The sequence below is a fragment of the Pseudomonas sp. JC1203 genome, assembly GCF_056175065.1.
In genome coordinates this window covers 192,452-215,844 of record NZ_JBWCAM010000008.1, presented here as the reverse complement: position 1 = coordinate 215,844, position 23,393 = coordinate 192,452, and the positions used below count along the sequence as shown (strand labels likewise).

At 63.0% G+C, this 23,393-nt stretch carries 22 protein-coding genes and 1 pseudogene; 14 read left to right on the top strand and 9 right to left on the bottom strand.

From position 1 onward, the window contains the following. Positions 1-48: 48 nt before the first annotated feature. Together AC0SZ7_RS14465 and AC0SZ7_RS14460 are read left to right on the top strand one after the other, a co-directional pair. On the top strand, positions 49-615 hold the full coding sequence (locus AC0SZ7_RS14465) for an antibiotic biosynthesis monooxygenase (RefSeq protein ID WP_475505032.1): 567 nt from the start codon (positions 49-51) through the stop codon (positions 613-615). 40 nt (positions 616-655) lie between these two features. Continuing rightward, complete coding sequence (locus AC0SZ7_RS14460) at positions 656-2,506, top strand: amidohydrolase (RefSeq protein ID WP_475505031.1); 1,851 nt, start codon at positions 656-658, stop codon at positions 2,504-2,506. 123 nt (positions 2,507-2,629) lie between these two features. Here AC0SZ7_RS14460 and trmA read toward each other — a convergent pair whose 3' ends face one another. From trmA to AC0SZ7_RS14445, 3 genes are all read right to left on the bottom strand, one after another. After that, positions 2,630-3,715: a tRNA (uridine(54)-C5)-methyltransferase TrmA gene (gene trmA, locus AC0SZ7_RS14455; RefSeq protein ID WP_475505030.1), complete on the bottom strand. Its 1,086-nt coding sequence runs from the start codon at positions 3,713-3,715 to the stop codon at positions 2,630-2,632. Continuing rightward, on the bottom strand, positions 3,712-5,007 hold the full coding sequence (locus tag AC0SZ7_RS14450) for an NCS2 family permease (protein WP_416426998.1): 1,296 nt from the start codon (positions 5,005-5,007) through the stop codon (positions 3,712-3,714). The genes trmA and AC0SZ7_RS14450 overlap by 4 nt, the downstream gene beginning before the upstream one ends. A 226-nt stretch (positions 5,008-5,233) precedes the next feature. Further along, entirely contained in the window at positions 5,234-6,466 is a 1,233-nt protein-coding gene (locus tag AC0SZ7_RS14445) for an MFS transporter (RefSeq protein ID WP_475505029.1), read from the bottom strand. Positions 6,467-6,858: 392 nt separating this feature from the next. Between AC0SZ7_RS14445 and AC0SZ7_RS14440 the strand changes: the two genes are divergently transcribed. From AC0SZ7_RS14440 to AC0SZ7_RS14430, 3 genes are all read left to right on the top strand, one after another. Next, positions 6,859-8,298, top strand: coding sequence for a cytochrome ubiquinol oxidase subunit I (locus AC0SZ7_RS14440; RefSeq protein ID WP_475505028.1), 1,440 nt, complete (start codon positions 6,859-6,861; stop codon positions 8,296-8,298). A gap of 3 nt (positions 8,299-8,301) precedes the next feature. Further along, a complete protein-coding gene (cydB, locus tag AC0SZ7_RS14435; protein WP_475505027.1) occupies positions 8,302-9,309 on the top strand; it encodes a cytochrome d ubiquinol oxidase subunit II in 1,008 nt (335 codons plus the stop codon). A 104-nt stretch (positions 9,310-9,413) separates the two neighbouring features. Continuing rightward, positions 9,414-9,575, top strand: coding sequence for a DUF2474 domain-containing protein (locus AC0SZ7_RS14430; RefSeq protein ID WP_475505026.1), 162 nt, complete (start codon positions 9,414-9,416; stop codon positions 9,573-9,575). Between the two features lie 129 nt (positions 9,576-9,704). On the opposite strand, the gene AC0SZ7_RS14425 is transcribed toward AC0SZ7_RS14430, so the two are convergent. After that, positions 9,705-10,829 (bottom strand): methyltransferase, encoded by a 1,125-nt coding sequence (locus tag AC0SZ7_RS14425; RefSeq protein ID WP_475505025.1) that lies wholly within the window; start codon positions 10,827-10,829, stop codon positions 9,705-9,707. A gap of 135 nt (positions 10,830-10,964) precedes the next feature. Further along, positions 10,965-11,663 carry an autoinducer binding domain-containing protein gene (locus AC0SZ7_RS14420; RefSeq protein ID WP_475505024.1) on the bottom strand — a complete coding sequence of 233 codons (699 nt, stop codon included), beginning with the start codon at positions 11,661-11,663 and terminating at the stop codon, positions 10,965-10,967. A gap of 207 nt (positions 11,664-11,870) precedes the next feature. On the opposite strand from AC0SZ7_RS14420, the gene AC0SZ7_RS14415 reads away from it, so the two are divergent. Further along, positions 11,871-12,647: a ferredoxin--NADP reductase gene (locus tag AC0SZ7_RS14415; protein WP_475505023.1), complete on the top strand. Its 777-nt coding sequence runs from the start codon at positions 11,871-11,873 to the stop codon at positions 12,645-12,647. Positions 12,648-12,707: 60 nt separating this feature from the next. Here AC0SZ7_RS14415 and mscL read toward each other — a convergent pair whose 3' ends face one another. Beyond that, positions 12,708-13,121 (bottom strand): large-conductance mechanosensitive channel protein MscL, encoded by a 414-nt coding sequence (mscL, locus tag AC0SZ7_RS14410; RefSeq protein WP_475505022.1) that lies wholly within the window; start codon positions 13,119-13,121, stop codon positions 12,708-12,710. A gap of 164 nt (positions 13,122-13,285) precedes the next feature. Between mscL and radA the strand changes: the two genes are divergently transcribed. Beyond that, positions 13,286-14,653 (top strand): DNA repair protein RadA, encoded by a 1,368-nt coding sequence (gene radA / locus AC0SZ7_RS14405; protein ID WP_475505021.1) that lies wholly within the window; start codon positions 13,286-13,288, stop codon positions 14,651-14,653. Between the two features lie 150 nt (positions 14,654-14,803). Here radA and AC0SZ7_RS14400 read toward each other — a convergent pair. Beyond that, positions 14,804-15,082: pseudogene (locus tag AC0SZ7_RS14400) on the bottom strand (hemagglutinin repeat-containing protein); the annotation flags it as partial. Between AC0SZ7_RS14400 and AC0SZ7_RS14395 the strand changes: the two are divergent. From AC0SZ7_RS14395 to AC0SZ7_RS14385, 3 genes are all read left to right on the top strand, one after another. Next, the gene (locus AC0SZ7_RS14395) at positions 15,063-16,088 is read left to right on the top strand and encodes a hypothetical protein (protein WP_475505020.1); all 1,026 of its coding nucleotides are present in this window, start codon (positions 15,063-15,065) and stop codon (positions 16,086-16,088) included. The pseudogene AC0SZ7_RS14400 and the gene AC0SZ7_RS14395 overlap by 20 nt on opposite strands. After that, positions 16,085-16,663, top strand: coding sequence for a hypothetical protein (locus AC0SZ7_RS14390; RefSeq protein WP_475505019.1), 579 nt, complete (start codon positions 16,085-16,087; stop codon positions 16,661-16,663). The genes AC0SZ7_RS14395 and AC0SZ7_RS14390 overlap by 4 nt, the downstream gene beginning before the upstream one ends. A gap of 251 nt (positions 16,664-16,914) precedes the next feature. After that, entirely contained in the window at positions 16,915-17,196 is a 282-nt protein-coding gene (locus AC0SZ7_RS14385) for a hypothetical protein (protein ID WP_475505018.1), read from the top strand. 376 nt (positions 17,197-17,572) lie between these two features. Here AC0SZ7_RS14385 and AC0SZ7_RS14380 read toward each other — a convergent pair whose 3' ends face one another. Together AC0SZ7_RS14380 and AC0SZ7_RS14375 are read right to left on the bottom strand one after the other, a co-directional pair. Then, a complete protein-coding gene (locus AC0SZ7_RS14380; RefSeq protein ID WP_475505017.1) occupies positions 17,573-17,941 on the bottom strand; it encodes a PilZ domain-containing protein in 369 nt (122 codons plus the stop codon). Positions 17,942-17,983: 42 nt separating this feature from the next. Then, a complete protein-coding gene (locus AC0SZ7_RS14375) occupies positions 17,984-18,433 on the bottom strand; it encodes a methyltransferase family protein (protein WP_475505016.1) in 450 nt (149 codons plus the stop codon). A 219-nt stretch (positions 18,434-18,652) separates the two neighbouring features. On the opposite strand from AC0SZ7_RS14375, the gene AC0SZ7_RS14370 reads away from it, so the two are divergent. The 4 genes from AC0SZ7_RS14370 to AC0SZ7_RS14355 all read left to right on the top strand — a co-directional run bounded on the left by AC0SZ7_RS14370 (position 18,653) and on the right by AC0SZ7_RS14355 (position 23,327). Further along, positions 18,653-20,719, top strand: coding sequence for a carbon starvation CstA family protein (locus tag AC0SZ7_RS14370; protein ID WP_475505015.1), 2,067 nt, complete (start codon positions 18,653-18,655; stop codon positions 20,717-20,719). An 18-nt stretch (positions 20,720-20,737) separates the two neighbouring features. Beyond that, the gene (locus AC0SZ7_RS14365) at positions 20,738-20,935 is read left to right on the top strand and encodes a YbdD/YjiX family protein (RefSeq protein WP_008371622.1); all 198 of its coding nucleotides are present in this window, start codon (positions 20,738-20,740) and stop codon (positions 20,933-20,935) included. A 142-nt stretch (positions 20,936-21,077) separates the two neighbouring features. Then, positions 21,078-22,040, top strand: coding sequence for a GTPase (gene yjiA, locus AC0SZ7_RS14360; RefSeq protein WP_475505014.1), 963 nt, complete (start codon positions 21,078-21,080; stop codon positions 22,038-22,040). Positions 22,041-22,103: 63 nt separating this feature from the next. Next, the gene (locus tag AC0SZ7_RS14355) at positions 22,104-23,327 is read left to right on the top strand and encodes a phospholipase D-like domain-containing protein (RefSeq protein WP_475505013.1); all 1,224 of its coding nucleotides are present in this window, start codon (positions 22,104-22,106) and stop codon (positions 23,325-23,327) included. Positions 23,328-23,393: the final 66 nt, after the last annotated feature.

The window sequence follows — 23,393 nt, the reverse complement described above, 5'->3', positions numbered from 1 at the left end:
CGCAAGGTCCCGGTTCGCTTTCCCGCATCCGTGTGAAAGGAGTCAGGCATGAACATCGAAATGGCCGATGGCGTTGTCACCCTGCTGGTTCGCCACCGCATCAGCAAAGGCCGTGAACGGGCCTACGAAGAATGGCTGCGCCGCATCATCGGCACCGCCCGCAGTTACCCCGGCCACTTGGGCATCGATGTCATGCGCGGCCATAGCGATGGCTTGCAACTGTTCACCAGCGTGCTGCGCTTCGCCAGCACCGAACAGCTGCAAACCTGGCTCGACTCTGCCGACCGCCAGCGCCTGGTGGAGGAAGCCAAGCCCATGCTGGCCGACGGCGACCAGCTGGAAATCAACAACGACCGCGAATTCTGGTTCACCCCGGTGGACGCCGGCGCCGCCCAGCCACCGCGCTGGAAGCAGGCCTGCGTGACCTTCATGGTCATCCTGCCGCTGAGCTTCATCGTGCCGATGCTGTGGGCACCGATTTTCAAACTGTTTCCGTGGCTGGGCGGCTATGCCCCGGCCAACACCGTCATCACCCTGAGCGTCGTGCTGCTTGTGGTCTACGTGTTCATGCCGCGGGCCACCCGCTGGCTGAGCAACTGGCTGCAAGCCCGCTGAGCCCCGCGCCCGTTGAACCCGGACAACAAGGAACCCTGTCATGAACACCACCGTCACCGCTGATCTGATCCTGTACAACGGCCGCCTGCACACCGTCGACCGCGCCAAGCCCACCGCCAGCGCCGTGGCCATCAAGGACGGTAAATTCGTGGCCGTGGGCACCGACGCCGAAGCCATGGCCCTGCGGGGCAGCGCCACCCAGGTCATTGACCTGCGCGGCCGCACGGTGATCCCCGGGCTCAACGACTCGCACTTGCACCTGATCCGCGGTGGCCTCAACTACAACCTGGAACTGCGCTGGGAAGGCGTGCCCTCGCTGGTAGACGCACTGGCCATGCTGCGCGAGCAGGCGCTGCGTACCCCGTCGCCGCAGTGGGTGCGGGTGGTGGGTGGCTGGAACGAATTCCAGTTCGCCGAAAAACGCATGCCCACCCTCGACGAGTTGAACAAGGCCGCGCCCGACACCCCGGTGTTCGTGCTGCACCTGTACGACCGCGCGCTGCTCAACCGCGCCGCCTTGCGCGTGGTGGGTTACGACCGCAACACCCCGAACCCGCCCGGCGGCGAGATTCAACGCGACGCCCAGGGCAACCCCACCGGCATGCTGGTGGCTCGCCCCAACGCCATGATCCTGTATTCCACCTTGAGCAAAGGGCCGAAACTGCCGCTGGAGTACCAGGTGAACTCCACCCGCCAGTTCATGCGCGAACTCAACCGCCTGGGCGTTACCAGCGCCATCGACGCTGGCGGCGGCTTCCAGAATTTCCCCGACGACTACGAGGTGATCAACGAACTGGCAGCCAAGGACCAGCTGACCGTGCGCATCGCCTACAACCTGTTCACCCAAAAACCCAAGGAAGAGCTGGCCGACTTCCAGCACTGGACCGCCAGCACCCGCTACGGCCAGGGCAACGACTTTTTGCGCAACAACGGCGCGGGCGAGATGCTGGTGTTCTCTGCCGCCGACTTCGAGGACTTCCTGGAGCCGCGCCCGGACCTGCCCGCCACCATGGAGCAGGACCTGGAACCGGTGGTGCGCCACCTGGTGGAGCAGCGCTGGCCGTTCCGCCTGCACGCCACTTATGACGAGTCGATTTCGCGCATGCTGGACGTGTTCGAGAAGGTCAACCGCGACATTCCCTTTAACGGCCTGCCGTGGTTCTTCGACCACGCCGAGACCATCACGCCGAAAAACATCGAGCGGGTGAAGGCGCTGGGCGGCGGCATCGCCATCCAGGACCGCATGGCCTTCCAGGGTGAATACTTCGTCGACCGCTACGGCAAGAAGGCTGGCGAGCAGACCCCGCCCATCCAGCGCATGCTCGCCGAGGGCGTGCCGGTGGGCGCGGGCACCGACGCCACGCGGGTGTCCAGCTACAACCCGTGGACCTCGCTGTATTGGATGGTCAGCGGCAAGACCGTCGGCGGCCTGGAGCTTTACCCACAGGGCCTGGAACGCGATACCGCGCTGGAGCTGTACACCCATGGCAGCGCCTGGTTCTCATCCGAGCAGGGCAAGAAGGGCCAGATCAAGGTTGGGCAGCTGGCGGACCTGGTGGCCTTGTCGGCGGACTATTTCAGCGTCGAGGAAGAGGCGATCAAGTGGATCGAGTCGCTGCTGACCGTGGTGGATGGCAAGGTGGTGCACGCGGCCGGTGAGTTCGACAAACTGGCGCCGCCAACCCTGCCGGTGACGCCGGACTGGTCGCCGGTGGCCATTGTGCCGGGCCATTGGCGGCCACAGTCGCCGGTGTTGCAGCAGGTGCACCAGTGCAGCGGGCCCTGCGGCGTGCATGCGCACAGCCACGACAGGGCGCGGCAGTCGAGCGTGCCGGTCAGTGATTTCCAGGGGTTCTGGGGGGCGTTTGGCTGTTCGTGTTTCGCGTTTTGAGCCGGGTTACATAACCCTGTAGGAGCGGACCGTGTCCGCGAAGGCCTCGCCAGGGTTTGTCTGACGAACCGCGGTGTGCCCTTCGCGGACACGGTCCGCTCCTACAGTAGATTCTGATGCCCGTTAGCGGCGAACCAGCAGCACACCCGATTCCATGTGATGGGTATACGGGAACTGGTCAAACAGCGCGCAACGCTCGATACGGTGGGTATCGTGCAACTGAGCGATGTTGGCGGCCAGGGTCTCCGGGTTGCAGGAGATGTACAGGATGTTGTCGAAGCGCCGGGTCAGCTCGCAGGTGTCCGGGTCCATGCCGGCACGCGGCGGGTCGACGAACACGCTGCCGAACTGGTAGCTCTTCAGGTCCACGCCTTGCAGGCGGCGGAATGGGCGCACCTCGTTCAGCGCCTCGGTCAGCTCCTCGGCGCTCAGGCGCACCAGGGTGACGTTGTCCACGGCGTTGTCGGCCAGGTTGTTCAGCGCAGCGTTCACCGAGGTCTTGCTGATCTCGGTGGCCAGCACCTTGCGCACCCGGGTGGCCAGGGGCAGGGTGAAGTTGCCGTTGCCGCAGTACAGCTCCAGCAGGTCGTCTTCGCGCTGGCCCAGGGCTTCATACGCCCAGGTCAGCATCTTCTGGTTCACCGTGCCGTTGGGCTGGGTGAACGCGCCTTCGGGCTGTTGATAACTGAACACGCGGCCAGCCACTTCCAGCTTTTCCAGGGCGAAGTCGCGGCCAATCACCACGCGCTTGCCCTTGGAACGGCCGATCAGGCTGATGCCCAGGTCGGCAGCCAGTTGCTCGGCGGCCGCTTGCCAGTGTTCGTCGAGCGGGCGGTGGTAGCACAGGGTAACCATGGCGTCGCCGGCCAGGGTGGTGAGGAACTCCACCTGGAACAGCTTGTTGCTCAGGGCGTCGCTGGCTTGCCAGGCGGCTTTGAGCTTGGGCATCAGTTCGTTGATGCGCAGGCTGGCGATCGGGAATTCCTCGATCAGGATGGCCGTGTGCTTTTCACCCGGGGCAAACATGGCGTAGTGGCGCTGGCCGTCCTGGCGCCACAGGCGGAATTCGGCGCGCAGGCGGTAATGCTCGCGCGGCGAATCGAACACCTGTGGTTCCGGTGCATCGAACGGCGCCAGCAGCTCGCGCAGGCGCGCGGTTTTCTCGTCCAGTTGGCGGCTGTAGTCCGCCGGGTTCACTACCGTGCTCATGCGTTGAACCAGCCCAGCTTGATGACGAACAGAATCGACAGAATGATCAGTGCCGGGTTCAGGTCACGGGTACGGCCCGACAGCAGCTTGATCAGTGTCCACGAAATGAAGCCGAAGGCAATGCCGTTGGCGATCGAGTAGGTGAACGGCATGGCCAGGGCGGTGACCACCACGGGCGCGGCCTCGGTGATGTCGTCCCAGTTGATCTCCGCCAGGCCCGACATCATCAGCACGGCCACGAACAGCAGGGCAGGGGCGGTGGCGAAGGCTGGCACGCTGCCGGCCAGCGGCGCGAAGAACAGCGCCAGGATGAACAGCAGGGCCACCACGATGGCGGTCAGGCCGGTACGGCCGCCGGCGCTCACGCCTGCCGCCGACTCGATGTAGCTGGTGGTGGTGGAGGTGCCCAGCAGCGAACCTGCCATGGCCGCGGTGCTGTCGGCGATCAGGGCTCGGCCCATTTTCGGCATGTGGCCGTCCTTGCCCATCAGGCCGGCGCGCTTGGCTACGCCGATCAGGGTGCCGGAGTTGTCGAACAGGTCAACGAACAGGAAGGCGAAGATTACGCTCACCAGGCCCACGTTCAGCGCGCCCTTGATGTCCAGTTGCAGGAAGGTCGGGGCCAGCGATGGCGGCATGGAGGTAACGCCGCCGAACGGGCTGAAGCCCATCAATATCGAGACGATGGTCACCGCCAGGATGCCGATCAGCACGGCGCCGCGCACTTTCAGGGCTTCCAGGGCCACGATCAGCACGAAGCCCAGGGTGGCCAGGATAGGTGCAGGTTGCTTCAGGTCGCCCAGGCCCACCAGGGTGGCCGGGTTGCCGACGACGATGCCGGCGTTATGCAGGGCGATCAGCGCCAGGAACAGGCCGATGCCGGCGGCAATGGCCGAGCGCAGGGGCAGCGGGATACTGTTGACGATCCATTCGCGGATGCGAAAGATCGACAGCAGGAAGAACAGCACGGCCGAGATGAACACCGAGCCCAGCGCGGTCTGCCAGGTGTAACCCATGTGCAGGACCACGGTGTAGGTGAAGAAGGCGTTCAGGCCCATGCCCGGTGCCAGGGCGATCGGGTAGTTGGCGATCAGGCCCATCACGGTGGAGCCGATTGCGGCTGCCAGGCAGGTGGCGACGAACACCGCGCCCTTGTCCATGCCGGTCTCGCCGAGGATGCTCGGGTTGACGAACAGGATGTAGGCCATGGCCAGGAACGTGGTGATGCCCGCCAGTATCTCGGTACGCACGTTGGTGTTGTGTGCTTTTAGTTGAAACAGCCTTTCCAGCATGCCTGATCCCCGTGGCGCGCCCCGGCGCCGTGAATGAATTGACCCCTCAAGCAAAGCACAAGCTCGCCGAGGGGCCGAAAAAAGCCGCGCATCATACCAGCATGGCTGGCTGGCGGTGAATGCGTGTGTCGCTTTCGTCCCGTGTGATGTGGGAGCTGGCTTGCCAGCGAGCTTTTCGGGCCTCAACAGCTCGCTGGCAAGCCAGCGCCCACAGTGGGCGAGATGGTTACAGCGCTTTCTCGCGGTTCAGCATGTGGTCGCGCTTGGCCAGGGTCGGGAACAGCTTGATCCAGGTGCCGGTCACCACCAGCGTGCCGACGCCGCCCAGCACCACCGCCGGCACCGTGCCGAACCAGTGCGCCGTCAGGCCCGATTCGAACTCGCCCAGCTGGTTCGAGGCGCCAATGAACAGGCCATTCACCGCGCTGACGCGGCCGCGCATCTCGTCCGGGGTCTCCAGCTGCACGAACGCACCGCGTATCACCATGCTGATCATGTCTGCCGCGCCCAGCACCGCCAGGGTCGCCAGGCTGAACCAGAACGAGGTGGACAGGCCGAAGGCGATGGTCGCCACGCCAAACACCCCGACACCGGCGAACATGGTGCGGCCCACCTTGCGTTCGATGGGGAAACGCGACAGCCAGAATGACATCAGCAGCGCCCCCACCGCCGGCGCCGAGCGCAGCAGGCCCAGGCCCCAGGGGCCGGTCAGCAAGATGTCACGGGCGAACACCGGCAGCAGCGCGGTGGCGCCGCCCAGCAGCACGGCGAACAGGTCCAGCGAGATCGCACCGAGGATGTCCGGGCGGCTGCGAATGAAGTTGATGCCCGCCAGCAACGACTGCAGGGTGGCCTTGCCCTTGTTCAGCGGGGTCTGGCGGGCCGGCAGGCTGAGCATCAGCGACAGCGCCAGGATATAAAGGACCACGGTGGGGCCGTACACCCATACGCTGCCGAACGCATAAAGGAAGCCGCCCAGCGCCGGGGCGACGATGGTCGCCGTCTGCATGGCCGAGGCCGAGGCCGCTACCGCACGCGGGAACAGTTCGGTGGGCACGATGTTGGGCAGCAGCGCCTGGGTGGTGGGCATCTCGAACGCCCGCGCGCTGCCCAGCAGGAAGGCCAGCACGAAAATCATCTCGCGGCTGACGCTGTCGGTGCTGCTGCCGATCACCAGCGCCAGGGCCACGAGGGCCTGGCCCGTCTGGCAGATGGCAGCTACCTTGCGTCGGTCATAGCGGTCGGCCACATGCCCGGTGTGCAGCATGAACAGTACCCGCGGGGTGAATTCCACCAGGCCCACCAGGCCCAGGTCGAGCACGCTGCCGGTCAACTGGTAAAGGTGCCAGCCAATGGCCACTGTGAGCATCTGGAAGCCGCTGGCGGTGCACACCCGCGCGAGCCAGAAAGCCAGGAAAGGACGGTGATGGCGCAGCAGCAGTACAGCGGAACTGGACATGGGGCAGGACAACCTCGCGGGCGGGAGGCGCGAGATTATCACTAGTTTGTAACCGCAGGTTACGTAAATGGCATTCGTTGCCATTCGCCGCAATGCCCTCGCGCGATCCCCGAAATTGGCCGCACCCCCTGCTTTAGAAGGGTGAGGCAACGTGCCGCGTGACAATAGACCACGCGGTTATGTGCGCAGTTTGGGTCTACTCTTTTAGGGATCATTGATCCTGGTCAATACCCATTGCTCTTGCATTGTGTTGAGGCCGCCGGTCACTGCCACACTTGAACACTCAGAACACATTTCGCGCGCCGCACTCATTAACCGTGAGGGCTGTCGGTGCGAGTTGACGGGGCGTCCCCCCGACGCACGCAGATGATTCATCTGATAGAGGAAACCATATGTTCGGCTTAGAGGCTCTAGATCTCGCCCGAATGCAGTTCGCGTTTACGGTATCGTTCCACATCCTGTTCCCCGCCATCACCATCGGCCTGGCCAGTTTCCTGGCTGTGCTCGAAGGGTTGTGGCTCAAGACCAAGGACGACACTTATCGCGACCTGTACCACTTCTGGTCGAAAATTTTCGCCGTCAACTTCGGCATGGGCGTGGTCTCGGGCCTCGTCATGGCGTACGAGTTCGGCACCAACTGGAGCCGCTTCTCGGACTTCGCCGGCGCCGTCAACGGCCCGTTGCTGACCTATGAAGTGCTGACCGCGTTCTTCCTGGAAGCGGGTTTCCTCGGCGTCATGCTGTTCGGCTGGAACCGTGTGGGCCGTGGCCTGCACTACTTCTCCACGGTGATGGTGGCCGTGGGCACGCTGATCTCCACCTTCTGGATCCTGGCATCCAACAGCTGGATGCAGACTCCGCAGGGCTACGAGATCGTCGACGGTCGCGTGATTCCGGTGGACTGGCTGGCGGTGATCTTCAACCCGTCGTTCCCGTTCCGCCTGGCGCACATGGCTATCGCCGCGTTCGTCGCCACTGCGTTCTTCGTCGGCGCCTCGGCGGCCTGGCACCTGCTGCGTGGCCGCGACAACCCGGCCATCCGCAAGATGTTCTCCATGGCCATGTGGATGGCACTGATCGTCGCGCCTATCCAGGCCTTCGTCGGTGACGCCCACGGCCTGAACACCCTGGAGCACCAGCCGGCCAAGATCGCCGCCATCGAGGGCCACTGGGAAAACGTCGGCAACGAGCCGACCCCGCTGATCCTGTTCGGTATCCCGGACATGAAGGAAGAGAAGACCAAGTACGCCATCGAAGTGCCGTACCTGGGCAGCCTGATCCTGACCCACAGCCTGGACAAGCAGATCCCGGCGCTGAAGTCGTTCCCGCCTGAAGACCGTCCGAACTCGCTGATCGTGTTCTGGTCGTTCCGCATCATGGCCGGCCTGGGCATGCTGATGATCGGCGTGGGCCTGTGGAGTGCCTGGCTGCGCTGGCGCGGTGGCCTGTACACCAACCGCCTGTTCCTGACCCTGGCCATGTGCATGGGCCCATCCGGCCTGATCGCCTTGCTGGCGGGCTGGTTCACCACCGAGATCGGCCGTCAGCCGTGGGTCGTGTACGGCCTGATGCGCACCGCCGATGCGGTGTCCAACCACAGCGTCACGCAGATGAGCGTCACCCTGGTGCTGTTCGTGGTGGTGTATTTCTCGCTGTTCGGTACTGGCTTCGGCTACATGATGCGCCTGGTGCGCAAAGGTCCGAAAACCCACGAAGGCGCCGAAGCTACCCATGGTGGCCCTGGACAGCCACGTACGCCTGCACGCCCTCTCTCCGCCGCCCACGAAGGCAGCGAAGAAGGCCACGCCGACAGCCTGAGCAAGGGGAACTGAGTCATGGGTATCGATCTACCACTGATCTGGGCCGTGATCATTATCTTCGGCATCATGATGTACGTGATCATGGACGGCTTCGACCTGGGTATCGGGATTCTCTTCCCGTTCATCAAGGGCGAGTCCGACCGTGATGTAATGATGAACACCGTCGCCCCCGTGTGGGACGGCAACGAAACCTGGTTGGTACTGGGCGGTGCGGCGCTGTTCGGCGCCTTCCCGCTGGCCTACTCGGTGGTGCTGGAAGCGCTGTACCTGCCGCTGATCCTCATGCTCATCGGCCTGATCTTCCGCGGCGTGGCATTCGAGTTCCGCTTCAAGGCCCGTGCCGACAAGCGTCACATCTGGGACAAGGCGTTTATCGGCGGCTCGCTGCTGGCCACCTTTGCCCAGGGCGTGGCCCTGGGTGCCTTCATCGATGGCATCCCGGTGGTCAACCGCGCATACGCCGGTGGTGGCCTGGACTGGCTGACGCCGTTTACCGTGTTCTGCGGCCTGGCGCTGATCGTGGCCTACGCCCTGCTGGGTTGCACCTGGCTGATCATGAAGACCGAAGGCAGCCTGCAGGAGGCCATGCACAAGCTGGCCAAGCCGCTGGCCCTGGGCCTGCTGCTGGTCACCGGCATCGTCAGTATCTGGACGCCGCTGACCCACGCCGACATCGCCAACCGCTGGTTCAGCATGCCTAACCTGCTGTGGTTCATGCCGGTGCCGCTGCTGGTGCTGCTGTCGCTGTACGGCCTGCTGAAGTCGGTGTCGCAACGCGCCCACTACATGCCGTTCATCATGACCCTGATCCTGATCTTCCTGGGGTACAGCGGCCTGGGCATCAGCCTGTGGCCGAACATCATCCCGCCGTCGATCTCGATCTGGGACGCAGCGTCGCCACCGCAAAGTCAGGGCTTCATCCTGGTGGGCACGCTGTTCATCATCCCGTTCATCCTGGTGTACACCTTCTGGAGCTACTACGTGTTCCGCGGCAAGGTGACCCATGAAGATGGCTACCACTGACAGAACCCTGTAGCAGCGGCCCCAGGCCGCGTCCGACGCCCCCGCGCGGGAAAGCCGGACGCAGCCTGCGGCAGCTGCTGCGGACGTACACAGGAGAGCATGCGATGAGCAGCAAGGAACATGAACCCGACCCAGCCGCCAACAGCCCGTGGTGGAAACGCGTGGGCTGGTTGCTGGTGATTTGGGCGGGCAGCATCGTGGCCCTGGGCATCGTCGCCGAACTGCTGCGCATGTTCATGACTGCGGCGGGCATGAAGTCCCATTGAAATACCGTCTCATCCCATCCGCTGTTTAGCACAGGCAGCGGTTTTACAGCCCTCTTCGGAGGGTTTTTTTTTGCCTGGGATTATTGGCCGGTAGCCGCCGCCTGACGGCAGCGGCTACGGCGCGGGCAGTTACTTGCGGGCTTTGAGAATCACGAACTTCGGCGTCGCCGCCACCTGCTCTACGCCGCGGAACAGCCGGGCCAGCTTGCTGTGGTAGCCCAGGTGGCGGTTGCCGACGATGTACAGCGCGCCGCCCACCACCAGCGCTTCACGTGCCTGCTGGAACATGCGCCAGGCCAGGAAGTCGCCCACCACCTGGGCCTGGTGGAAGGGCGGGTTGCACAGCACTACGTCCAGCGACTGCGGCGCCTGGCCGGCCAGGCCGTCACCGGCGCGCACGGTCACTTCGCGGTCGCCCAGGGCGGCCTGCCAGTTCTCGGCGGCCGACTGCACGGCCATGTACGACTCGTCCACCAGGGTGTAGTGCGCCTGCGGGTTCTGCAGTGCGCTGGCAATGGCCAGCACGCCGTTGCCGCAGCCCAGGTCGGCCACCCGCGCTTCGCCCAGGCCTGTGGGCAGGTGTGGCAGGAACGCGCGGGTGCCAATGTCCAGGCCTTCGCGGCAGAACACGTTGGCGTGGTTCAGCAGTTCTACCGGCGGCTGCTCCAGGCGGTAACGGCTGGGGTAGGGCGAGGTGAACGGCCCGCGCACCTCGCTGGTGGCAATCAGCAGTCGCGCTTTCTTCACGGCCAGCGAGGCGCTGACCGGGCCTACGTACTGCGCAAGCAGGTCGCCTGCGGCGCGGGGCAGGTGCTTGACCATGGCCGCCGCCACGACCTGCGCGCCGGGTGCCAGGTGGCCGTGCAGGCGGATGAGCTGCTCTTCCAGCAGTGCCAGGGTCTTGGGCACGCGGATCAGCACCCGGTCGAACAGGCCGTCCCAGCGCTGGCTGGCCGGCAGCACGGCAATGGCGTCGAACGGCCGGCCGTTGCGCACCAGGTTCTTTTCCAGGGCCTGGCTACCCAGGAACGAATCGCCGCTGCTGACCAGCTCGAACTGGTCCTGCAGGCTGATGGCCAGGGCGCCGAAGCTGTCGTTGAGCACCAGCACGCGGGTGCTTGCCGGCAGCTGCTGCTCGGCCATGTGGCTGAGCAGGTACTCGTCGGCGGCATCGAAGGCCTGCAGCGGCTCGTTGGGCTGGTCGGGCTGGCGAATCAGGTCAAGTTGGGCGAAGGGCGTGGTCAGCACGGGCATGGGGCAGAGACTCGGGGTGGGCAGCTGTAGATTACGCAAGTCTCGGCGGTACCAAACTCGCAGCAGGGGCGCGCCATGCGGCGCTCCGGGGCAGGAATTCTACGTCCATTTGCAGATTAATGCAGGCGCGGTACGTCATAACAACCCTGCCTGAGCGGCGCGGACCACGGCAGCGGTCTTGTTGCCCGTGCCCAGTTTCTTCACGGCGCTGGTGATGTGGAAATTCACCGTGCGTTCCGAAAGGCTGAGAATGGCGGCAATATCACCGGCCGTCTTGCCTTCGGCCGACCAGCGCAGTACTTCCAGTTCGCGCAGCGTCAGGTGGCCGCGCGGGGGTTCAGGTACCTCTGGCTGATCCCCCAGGCGCTGATGCAGCAGGTTGCCCAGCCACAGGCACTCACCCACCTTGCTGCAGAATTCGTCGGCGCTCAGTGGCGAGTCGCGGCGGGCCAGGCTCACCATGCTGATGTGATGGGCGCTGTCGTGGATAGCCAGGCTCAAGCCGTGGCGAATACCGTGGGCCCAGGCGTCCCGGCGGAACTGGGGGGTGGTGCTGAACAACTCGTCGGTCCAGGGCAGCGGCACCACCGAGTGCAGGCAGTGCCTGACGCAGGGGTCCACCGCTGCATAGCCTTTTTGCCGGTAGCGCTGGCACCACGGCGTGGGCATGTTGCTCAGCGCCTCCAGCCGCGGCATGGCCTGTTGCGGGCCGGTGGCGAAGGCCAGGTAGTCGAACCCCAGCTGGCGAGTGAGTTCGAAGGCGGTGCCGAGGACGTCCTCGTTGCCGGCCATGCGCTGTAGGTGGTGCAACTGAGCTTCGTGCCAAATTCTCATGACGACACCTTTGGTTAGGCAAATTACCTGGATCCAAATATCGGTCCGTTGAATCAGTCTAGGTGCAAAATGTGTCGAAATAGATAAACTTGGTCGGTAAAATGGAGTTATCTGCGGCTTTAATCCTGAAAAAGTCATTACAACTTGCGGGTGTTCCCGCGCGCTGGTTTGCAGGACACTAGCAACATTGTTTCCATGGAGAGCACCATGACCGCCAGTGCCGAGAATTTCACCCGCCAGACGTTGCTGGACGTCCAGCCACTGACCCCCAGCCTGTTCACCTTGAGAACCACCCGTGACGCAGGCTTCCGCTTCCGTGCCGGGCAATTTGCCCGCCTGGGGGTGACAAAGGCGGATGGCAGCGTGGTGTGGCGGGCCTATTCGATGGTGTCCTCGCCCCATGACGAGTTCCTGGAGTTCTTCTCCATCGTGGTGCCGGGAGGCGAATTCACCAGTGAGCTGAGCCGCCTGCGTGAGGGCGACACGCTGCTGGTGGACCGCCAGGCCTTCGGTTACCTGACCCCGGACCGCTTCATCGACGGCCGCGACCTGTGGCTGCTGGCGACGGGCACGGGCGTTGCGCCGTTCCTGTCGATACTGCAGGACTTCGAGGTGTGGGAGAAATTCGAGCGCATTATCCTGGTGTACAGTGCCCGCGAAGGCCGGGAACTGGCGTACCAGCCGCTGATTGCCGAGCTGACCGGGCGCGATTACCTGGCGGAGTACGCGCACAAGTTCCAGTACATCCCCATCGTCACCCGCGAGCAGCACCCAGGTGCGCTGGGCGGGCGCATTACCACGTTGATCGAGAATGGCGAATTGGAGGCGGCGGCCGGGTGTGAGCTGACGCCCGAGCATTCGCGCGTAATGATCTGCGGCAACCCGCAGATGATCGATGACACCCGCGCGGTGCTCAAGACCCGCGACATGCGCCTGACCCTGACCCGCAAGCCGGGGCACATCGCGGTGGAAAATTACTGGTAGCGCGGCCGCTACTACACGCACCCGGTAGCAGCGGCCGCAAGGCCGCGTCTCGGCCCTTCATCAAGGCCGCGCGTTCTGCTCTTTCAACAAATCACGAATCTCGCCCAGCAGCAGCTCTTCCTTGGTAGGGGTAGGCGGCAGGGAAGGGGCCTTGGCCTCTTCGCGCTTGAGGCGGTTGATGGCCTTCACGCCCATGAAGATGGCGAACGCCACGATCAGGAAGTCGATCACCGTCTGGATGAACTTGCCGTAGGCCAGCACCACCGCCGGTGCCGTGCCCTGGGCTTCCCTCAGCACCACCGCCAGGTCGCTGAAATCGACGCCGCCAATCAACAGGCCCAGCGGCGGCATGACCACGTCACCCACGAACGACGAGACAATCTTGCCGAACGCCGCACCAATGATGATACCCACGGCCATGTCGACCACGTTGCCTTTGACCGCGAAGGCCTTGAACTCAGCTAGTACGCCCATGTTTTGATATCCCTTGTTACAGATGAATGGTTGCAGGCAGTGTAAGACACCTATTCGCGTCATGCCCAACACCTGGTAACAATGACCCACCTCATTCCCAGAAGTTTTACCCAATCACGTCCGTATCGGTATGATGACTGTTTTTATATACAGGGGTATTCCTCATGGCCAAGGCCAAGCGCTTGTACGGCTGCACCGAGTGCGGCGCCACCTTCCCGAAATGGGCCGGCCAGTGCGGCGAGTGCGGCGCCTGGAACACCCTGACCGAAACCATGATTGAAGCTGGCGCCGCCGCGCCCCCCAGCGGCCGCACCGGCTGGGCCGGCCAGCAGGCGCAGATCAAGACCCTGGCCGAGGTCAGCGTCGAGGAAATACCGCGCTTCACCACCGCCTCCACCGAGCTTGACCGCGTGTTGGGCGGCGGGCTGGTGGACGGCTCGGTGGTGCTGATTGGCGGTGACCCGGGCATCGGCAAGTCCACCATCCTGCTGCAGACCCTGTGCAACATCGCCGCGCGCATGCCGGCGTTGTACGTCACCGGCGAGGAGTCGCAGCAGCAGGTGGCCATGCGCGCCCGCCGCCTGGGCCTGCCCCAGGACCAGCTGCGGGTGATGACCGAGACCTGCATCGAGACCATCATCGCTACCGCCCGGGTCGAGCAGCCCAAGGTGATGGTCATCGACTCCATCCAGACCATCTTCACCGAAGCGCTGCAGTCCGCCCCCGGTGGCGTCTCCCAGGTGCGCGAGAGCGCGGCGCTGCTGGTGCGCTACGCCAAGCAGAGCGGCACCGCCATCTTCCTGGTGGGCCACGTCACCAAGGAGGGCGCCCTGGCCGGCCCGCGCGTGCTGGAGCACATGGTCGACACCGTGCTGTATTTCGAAGGCGAGTCCGACGGCCGCCTGCGCCTGCTGCGTGCGGTGAAGAACCGCTTCGGCGCGGTGAACGAGCTGGGCGTGTTCGGTATGACCGACAAGGGCCTGAAGGAGGTGTCCAACCCCTCGGCCATCTTCCTCACCCGCGCGCAGGAGGAAGTGCCCGGCAGCGTGGTCATGGCCACTTGGGAAGGCACCCGGCCGATGCTGGTGGAAGTGCAGGCACTGGTGGACGACAGCCACCTGGCCAACCCGCGCCGCGTGACCCTGGGCCTGGACCAGAACCGCCTGGCCATGTTGCTGGCCGTACTGCACCGCCACGGCGGCATTCCCACCCACGACCAGGACGTGTTCCTCAACGTGGTGGGCGGCGTGAAGGTGCTGGAAACCGCCTCCGACCTGGCGTTGCTGGCGGCCATCATGTCCAGCCTGCGCAACCGGCCGCTGCCACATGACCTGCTGGTATTCGGCGAGGTGGGTTTGTCGGGCGAAGTGCGCCCCGTGCCCAGCGGCCAGGAGCGCCTGAAGGAAGCCGCCAAGCACGGCTTCAAGCGCGCCATCGTGCCCAAGGGCAACGCGCCGAAGGAAGCGCCGGCCGGCTTGCAGATCATCGCCGTGACCCGCCTGGAGCAGGCCCTCGACGCCCTCTTCGAATAGCACCACCGCCCCGTAGCAGCGGCCGCAGGCCGCGTCCCGGAGCAACGCAGGGCCGCCGCCGGACTCGCTACACCCTGTGGGAGCTGGCTGGCCAGCGAGATGTTGGGGCCATAAAAGCTCGCTGGCAAGCCAGCTCCCACAAGACAGTTGCTTCATGTCGTAGAGGGTGTGGGTGCTGTCCTGGGCAGCCAGCAGGTTGGTCTGCTCGCCGCTGTACAGGTACGCCTCGTTGCCGGCGGTGATTTTGCTGGCGACCAGGGTGGTGTCGCGCTGGGCTTCGCTGGTGAAGTTGTTGCCCGCGGTGAAGGTGGAAGCGCGTTGAGTGGTGGTGTCGTTTTCTTCCTTGATGCGTTTTTTGTCGTCTTTGCTGCGGCTTTCCACCTTATGGACGTCGCCTGCGGAGGCCACGTTGAAATCTCGCTCCACAGCCTGGAATGGCAATGCGGCCAGCACTGCGGCGGCGCGTTCAGTGGTGCAGGACCTTCAAAACGCCAAGGTGTTGCTGACGTGGGAGGACGGTAAACCGGTGGTCGCCGATGGCGCAAAGGTTTATGAGTTCAGCGCTACGCCAGCGCAGTTCAAAGACAATGCGCTGTTCAATTCGGCCAACTCGACTACCTACGACCCACCAGGAGGTGTTGGTGTCGTTCCTGACAAGTGGGTTGAGCAGTATGGTGAATCGGTAGCGACTAAAAAGCTTCGCGAGATCGGCGCTATCTCCAACAATGCTGAGCTGAACGCTGATCAGTGGCACGCGTTGGAGCGTTATGCCACTGGTGGGGTGGATACTAGTACAGTCGATCTGGATGTGTTGTTGGCTGTGGTACCTGGGGCCAGTGCGGCCAAGGGTGGGCTAACAGCTGTATTGGGTGCGCTGGCTGAAGCAAGGTCGGCATCCATAGCGGCTAAAAGCATGGCGAAGTCTGGGGTAAATGCTGCAGAGGAGGTCCTGACTGTCGACACTCCTCTGATTCCGGCAACGTCTGCTATTGCCAGAGAGAGATTAAGGGAGGATCTGGCAGCGCAGGCGGGAATTCCCCGCAATATACTCGACGACCCGACCAGCGTGTGGGGAAAGTCAATTGAACAAATCAAGCAGTCATTTACTATGGACGGTGCAGCGGTAGTAGACTCTACTCGCTCTGGTACCTCCGGGCTTTCTCAAGCGTTCAAGATCGACGGCGGGGCTTCAGGAATCAAGGAAATTCAGTATAGCCCCTCGACAGTGGACGCTGAAATTAAAACAACTAACATAGGTGAATATTATAAAATCACTCTAAAGGATGGGAGTAAAATTAAAGTGGTTCAACCGACGGATTATAGGCCGACATTTGATGAGAATGGGCCGATATATGATAAGGCAACGATCTACTTGAATCCTCAAGGTCAGCAGGTTAAGTTCGACCCTGCGAGAAATATGTGGGTGCCAAAGTGAATATCGATGATGGTTTTGTCGTGTCGTGGGATGCTCCAGTTGTACCTTCGGTGTCGTTGGCTGGTATCCCACTGAAGACTAGTGCTCAGCGGCTTCGAGAAGTGTTGTTGCGCTCGGCTGTAGATGATGGGTTGTCGGTTTTTCAGTTTGATCGGGGGCCGCGCCTGCGATTGGAAAGCTATAGCCTTGATGAGTACGGTAACGGCGGATACGCTTTCTTTCTGTTGGATAGAGAAATAATAAATAAGTCAACAGCGTTGATCCCCGCGCTATCTATCATGATTAGAGAGTATAAGGTGTACGCGCTCAAGATTTATGATTTCAGCTTCCCTGGTGAACGTTGTCGAGATTATATTTATAGAGGGAAATTGCCCCAAGCCATCGGGCTGGGGGATCGGGTAGCCGTTTTGAGTCAATTCACCAAGTTGGAGTTTGATGAGGCGGAGGGGTGGTTCTATACCGATGTCGATTATGGTGGGCTGGAAGTTACCGGTCTGGGAATTCCGCTTGAAGATTATCCTGATCAAAAAATTAACGCGCTTTGTGTGATATCGAAAAGCCCCTGCTGTGACTGAAATGACATGTGCTGAAATGCTAGTGCATTACTGGTTTGGCGGGGTTCGGAGAGTTTGATTGTTATAGCCTAGTCTGTAAGGATGGCAGGGAGTGAGGGTTTATCCCTCGTCTTTCTCCGATTTTCGAGTAGGCTTCGCTCGAAAAGTTTATGAAGGAGGGTAGAGGTCAGCAGTATGTGCTCAGTAAAGATGGTGGTGAAAATTTTCAGAATTAAAAATATTACCGCCCTGGGTAATGAATGAGAGGGGTTATGAACCTTCTTCAGTTTGACAGGGAGCTTGTCCCGTTGCTCCAAGGATATTCCGTGGAATATTCTCAGTTTGAGGACGGAGATTTCGGGGCGCTTGAACGCGTGGAGCTGGATGGCTTTAGTAAGGTGGCTACGATCGAATTTTGGTCTAGGGGGTGGGTTGGGGTCGATATATATGATTGTTTGATAGGTCAGCAGCTTATGAATGTGCTTCTTTCTCCGTATGATGCGGAACTTGAAGTTGATGTCTTCCAGACATTTATTTCCATCTTGAAGCAGTAGGTCTGACGGGGGCGTAGAACTTTCAAGGGCAGGGGATTTGGTTAACTGGTCTCTGAGCGTTATGCGTCAGGGGGGCTGGTAGTGCGGTCAGTTGAGGTAGGTTTTTTGAGTCAGAAAATAAGTTTATCGGTTTATAACCAATCGACCCCAACCTTACCGCCCCGAGAAACCTTTTGAGATCGGCCTGCGGTTAATCCTAGTTTGATGAAAGGGGTTTTTATGTGTACTGCGCTTGATAAGCTTATGCAGATCGGAGGTGATCCGTTGGGCGGGAGTACGAATTACGGTTTGCTGTCTAAGGTTTTTGGCGAGCCCTCGGGGCTTGAAAAGCGCAGCCTGGCGGCAGCGGCTACAGTCCCGGGGGCAGCTTCCCCCCTCAAACCTCCACCAACGCCCCCAACTCCCGCTCCAGCTCCTCCATATCCCCCAGGTTCAACTCGATGATGCGGCGCAAATGGCCGATATCCTCCAGGCCGATGTGCAGGCACGCAAACCCCAGGTGCCCATGCTCTTCATGACGCAATTCAGCGTCCATGCGCACTTCGATCAGGTCGGTGAGGTGGATGTTGATCTGGAAGTGCTTGCGCGGGTCGACGTCCCAGTGTTCGGGGCGCTGGATCAGGGCGCCGCGCAGGGACAGGTCGATGAGTTTCACCCACCAGCTGCGGTCGCCCTGGCTGATCTGGGTCTTGGCGTCGAAGGCGACGCGCTTGAAGCGGCGGCGCTCGTCGTGGGTGTCGGTCATGGCTGCGGCCCTCTGCGATTCCCATGACTATAGCTTAGTGTCTCAAAGCCATCTTCGAACCCGTCGACAATACTGACGATAGGTTTCGCCGAACTGTTGCTCCAGTTGCGCCTCGTCGGGGCGGATGACGGCGCGGTTCATGATGGCGATCAGCGCGGGCAACAGCAGCCACGGCCACAGGCTGCTCAGCAGCACGCCGATGCCGGCGTACGACAGCGTGTCGCCGAGGTTCACCGGGTTGCGCGAAACGGCGAAGGGGCCGCTCTGCAGCAGGGCGTCGGGCTGTTCGAAGTTGCTGGGGCTGGTGGCCTGGCGCTTGAAGCGCAGCATGGCCCAGAACGACAGGCCCTGGCCCAGCACTATCAGGGCAATGCCGGTGGCGCGTGTCCAGCTGGTGTCGGGCACGGGCAGGGGCAGGGCGTAGCTCAGGGCGATGGCCACGGCAATGAAGGTCAGGTACAGCAGCGGTGGTGGAAACGGGGCCTTGGGCATGGGTGCAGTCCTGTGCGGGGGGCTTACTTATTGCGACCCGCGTTTGGCCGCGGTGTTCACTGGTCCGCTGGTGCTTGCCAAGTGCCAGGCAAGGGCGGATAAAAATGATGGTTGTCCTGTAAAAGAGCGCTCTAGACCAACGTAAGGGGTGGCCTTTCCCTTCAGTCTCGCTAGACTCGCAGGGCTGACTTTCGTATCCACTTGGTTGGAATAAAAAAAATGAACAACAACAATAGTCCGCTCCGCCATCTGCCATGGCTGATCGTGGCAGTACTGGGAGCGTGCGCCCTCGGCGTCGTGGCGTTGCGCCGCGGCGAAGCGGTCAACGCACTGTGGATTGTGGTGGCGGCGGTGGCTATCTACCTGGTTGCCTACCGTTACTACAGCCTCTTCATCGCCAACACCGTGATGCAGCTGGACCCGCGTCGGGCCACGCCGGCGGTGCTCAACAATGACGGTCTGGACTACGTGCCGACCAACAAACACATTCTCTTCGGCCACCACTTTGCCGCCATCGCTGGCGCAGGCCCGCTGGTGGGCCCGGTGCTGGCCGCGCAGATGGGCTACCTGCCCGGCACGCTGTGGCTGATTGCCGGCGTGGTGCTGGCCGGCGCGGTGCAGGACTTCCTGGTGCTGTTCATGTCCACGCGGCGCAACGGGCGCTCGCTGGGGGACATGGTGCGCGAGGAAATGGGCCGCATTCCCGGCACCATCGCCCTGTTCGGTTGCTTCCTGATCATGATCATCATCCTCGCGGTGCTGGCGCTGATCGTGGTCAAGGCCCTGGCCGACAGCCCATGGGGCATGTTCACGGTGATGGCGACCATCCCGATAGCCATGTTCATGGGCGTGTACATGCGCTACATCCGCCCGGGCCGCATTGGCGAGATCTCGGTGGTGGGCGTGGCGTTGCTGCTGGGCTCGATCTGGCTGGGGGGCCAGATTGCCGCGGACCCATCGTGGGCCAAGGTGTTCACCTTCACCGGTATCCAGATCACCTGGATGCTGATCGGCTACGGCTTCGTGGCGGCGGTGCTGCCGGTGTGGCTGGTGCTGGCACCGCGTGACTACCTGTCCACCTTCCTCAAGATCGGCACCATCGTGGCCCTGGCCATCGGCATTCTGGTGACCATGCCAGTGCTGAAAATGCCGGCCCTTACCCAGTTCATCGACGGCACTGGCCCGGTGTGGAAGGGCGGGTTGTTCCCGTTCCTGTTCATCACCATCGCCTGTGGCGCGGTGTCGGGCTTCCACGCACTGATTTCCTCGGGCACCACGCCCAAGCTGCTGGATAACGAAACCAATGCCCGCTACATCGGTTACGGCGGCATGCTGATGGAGTCGTTCGTGGCGATCATGGCCATGGTCGCCGCGTCGGTGATCGAGCCGGGCGTGTACTTCGCCATGAACAGCCCGCCCGCCGTGGTCGGTACTGACGTGGTGGCGGTGGCGACGGCGGTCAGCAACTGGGGCTTTGCCATTACCCCGGAAGCGCTGACGGCCGTGGCCCATGACATTGGTGAAACTACCATCCTGGCCCGCGCCGGTGGTGCGCCGACCCTGGCAGTGGGTATCGCGCAAATCCTGCACCAGGTGCTGCCGGGTGAGAACACCATGGCGTTCTGGTACCACTTCGCGATCCTGTTCGAGGCGCTGTTCATCCTCACCGCAGTGGACGCCGGCACCCGTGCCGGGCGGTTCATGCTGCAGGACCTGTTGGGCTCGTTCGTGCCGGCGCTGAAACGCACCGAGTCGTGGACCGCCAACATCATCGGCACCGCCGGTTGCGTGGCGCTGTGGGGCTGGCTGCTGTATCAGGGCGTGGTCGACCCGCTGGGCGGCATCAACACCCTGTGGCCGCTGTTCGGTATTTCCAACCAGATGCTGGCCGGTATCGCGCTGATGCTGGGCGTGGTGGTACTGATCAAGATGAAGCGCCAGCGCTACATCTGGGTGCCGCTGATTCCGGCAGTGTGGCTGCTGATCTGCACCACTACCGCAGGCTTCATCAAGCTGTTCGATGCCAACCCGGCCGTCGGCTTCCTGGCTTTGGCGAAGAAATACAGCACGGCGCTGGACGCCGGGCAGATCATTGCCCCGGCCAAGGACATCAACCAGATGCAGCACGTCATCTTCAACGCGTATACCAACGCGGCGCTGACCGGGCTGTTCCTGCTGGTGGTGTTCTCGATCTTGCTGTTTGCCATCAAGGTCAGCATCGCGGCCTGGGGCAAGAAGGAACGCACCGACAAGGAATCGCCCTTCCAGGCGGTTCCCGAAGCGTGATGAGCGAGGTAGGCAGACATGTTCAATGACCTGAGCCGGCTGGGCAAATACCTGGGGCAGGCCGCGCGCCTGATGGTAGGCATGCCCGACTACGACAACTACGTAGAGCATATGCAGACCAAGCACCCGGACAAGCCGGTGATGGACTACGAGGCGTTCTTCCGCGAACGCCAGGAGGCCCGCTACGGCGGCAAGGGCGGGCCGAAGTGTTGTTGAAATAAGCCATGCCCCCACTAGTTGGGGGCATGTTTTTCGTAGCAGCTGCCGCAGGCTGCGTCCGGGCACACGTGATTCCCCAGGTATTGCGCGGTGCCTGTGACGCAGCCTGGCGGCAGCTGCTACGGGTTTCCTCTGGAGTATGCATTTGTCTTCCCCCATTCCCGTCACCATCCTCAGCGGCTTCCTGGGCGCCGGCAAGACCACCTTGCTGCGCCACCTGCTGAAGGCCGAGCACGGCCTGAAAATAGCCGTCATCGAGAACGAATTCAGCGACGCCGGCATCGACACGCAACTGCTGGGCGACGCCCCGGTGCAGGTCATGACCCTGGCCAACGGTTGCGTGTGCTGCACCATCCACACCGACCTGACCAAGGCGCTGTTCCTGCTGCTGGAACGCCTGGACAGCGGCGAGCTGGCCTTCGACCGCCTGGTGATCGAGTGCACCGGCCTGGCCGACCCCGCGCCCGTGGCGCAGACCTTTTTCATCGACGAGGAGCTGCGCGAGCGCTACATCCTCGACGGCATCATTACCCTGGTGGACGCCGCCAACGCCGACGTACACCTGACGCAGACCATCGCCCAGGCCCAGGTAGGCTTTGCCGACCGCCTGCTGGTCAGCAAGACCGACCTGGTCAGCCCTGAAGCCTTCGAGGCGCTGAGCCAACGGCTTACCCGCATCAACCGCCGCGCCCCGGTGCGCGTGGTGCAGCATGGCGAGATCGACCTGGCCGAGCTGCTGGACGTGCGCGGCTTCAACCTCACCGCCAGCCTCAGCCTGCGCCCGGTGGTGGCCGCTGGTAGCCTGGATCGCATCAGCAGCCTGGTGCTGCGCACCGACCAGCCACTGGAGATCGACCGCCTCAGCGACTTCATGAACCAGCTGCTGGAAGACCACGGCCGCCAGCTGCTGCGCTACAAGGGCGTGCTGAACATTGCCGGCGAAGACCGCCGCCTGGTGTTCCAGGGCGTGCTCAAGCTGTACGGCTTCGACTGGGACACCGAGTGGGCCCCGGGGGAGGCGCGCGAGAGCGTGATGGTGTTCATCGCCGACGACCTGCCCGAGGAAAAGATCCGCGCCGGCTTCGCCGCGTTGCAGGCTTAACCGATCGGTCATGTTTCGCTGTTAGCGTGGCGCCCCTGCCCACCCCCTGACAGCGGAGCACCGATGCGTTCACGCCATACCCCACGGCCCTGGTTGGCCCTTGCCCTGTTGCTGGCGCTGCCGGCGGCACGCGCCGATTTCAGCATTCCCGGCTTCGAGCTGGTGCACACGGTGCCGCTGGCCACCGCCCTGCAAACCCCCGACCTGCGCGCGCCCGGGCCGGTGTGGGAGCAGCTGTTCGACAACGCCCGGCACAGCATCGACATCGAGCAGTTCTATGCCGTGGACCATGCCGGTTCGGTGATGGCGCAGGTGATCAACCACCTGCAGGCCGCTGGCGAGCGGGGGGTGAAGATCCGCTTCCTGCTGGAAGACAAGGGCCAGAAGCTCTCCGACCCGGCCACCCTGGCGCGGCTGCGCACCATCCCCAACCTGACCTTCGCCGTGCTGCCCTACGCACAGCTGACCGGCAACGGCATCATTCACGCCAAGTTCATGGTGGTGGACGGCAAGCAGGCGTTCGTCGGCAGCCAGAATTTCGATTGGCGCTCCATGGAGCATATCCACGAGACCGGCATGCTCATCAGCGAGCCGCAAATGGCCGCCCAGGTGCAGGCCATCTTCAACCAGGACTGGGCCGCCGAGCAGGCGCTCAGCCAGCACCAACCTGTGCCCCAGCCGGCCCATGGTGCCACGCCGCCGCGCACCGGCAATTACCTGGTGGCCAGCCCGGCGCGCTTCAACCCGCAGGGTGTGGGTGATTCAGAGCAGGAGCTGCCACAGCTGCTGGCCGAGGCCAAACACGAGGTGCGCGTGCAACTGCTCGACTATGCGCCGCTGTCCTACGGCCCCGACCATACCCGCCCTTACTATCCGGTCATCGACGACGCCTTGCGCGCCGCCGCCGCCCGGGGCGTGCAGGTGAAGCTGATGGTGTCGGACTGGAACACTGCCGAGCCCGAACTTGCCTACCTCAAGAGCCTTGCCGTGCTGCCCAACGTGCAGGTGCGCATCGTCACCCTCCCCGAGGCGCCCACGGGCTTCATTCCGTATGCGCGGGTGACCCATAGCAAGACCATGGACGTTGATGACCAGGTGGCGTGGGTGGGTACGAGCAACTGGCTGGGTGGCTACCTGGACAAGTCGCGCAACCTTGAAGTGGTGATGCGCAACCCGGCCATGGCCTCGCGCGTAGGCCAACTGCATGCGCAGCTGTGGGACAGCCCTTACGCGCACCCGCTGCAGCTGGACAAGACCTACCCAGCCCCACACCCCGGCACCCCGTAGCAGCTGCCGAAGGCTGCGCCCAGCGCCCTGGACGCGGCCTCCGGCCGCTGCTACGGAAGCAGGCAA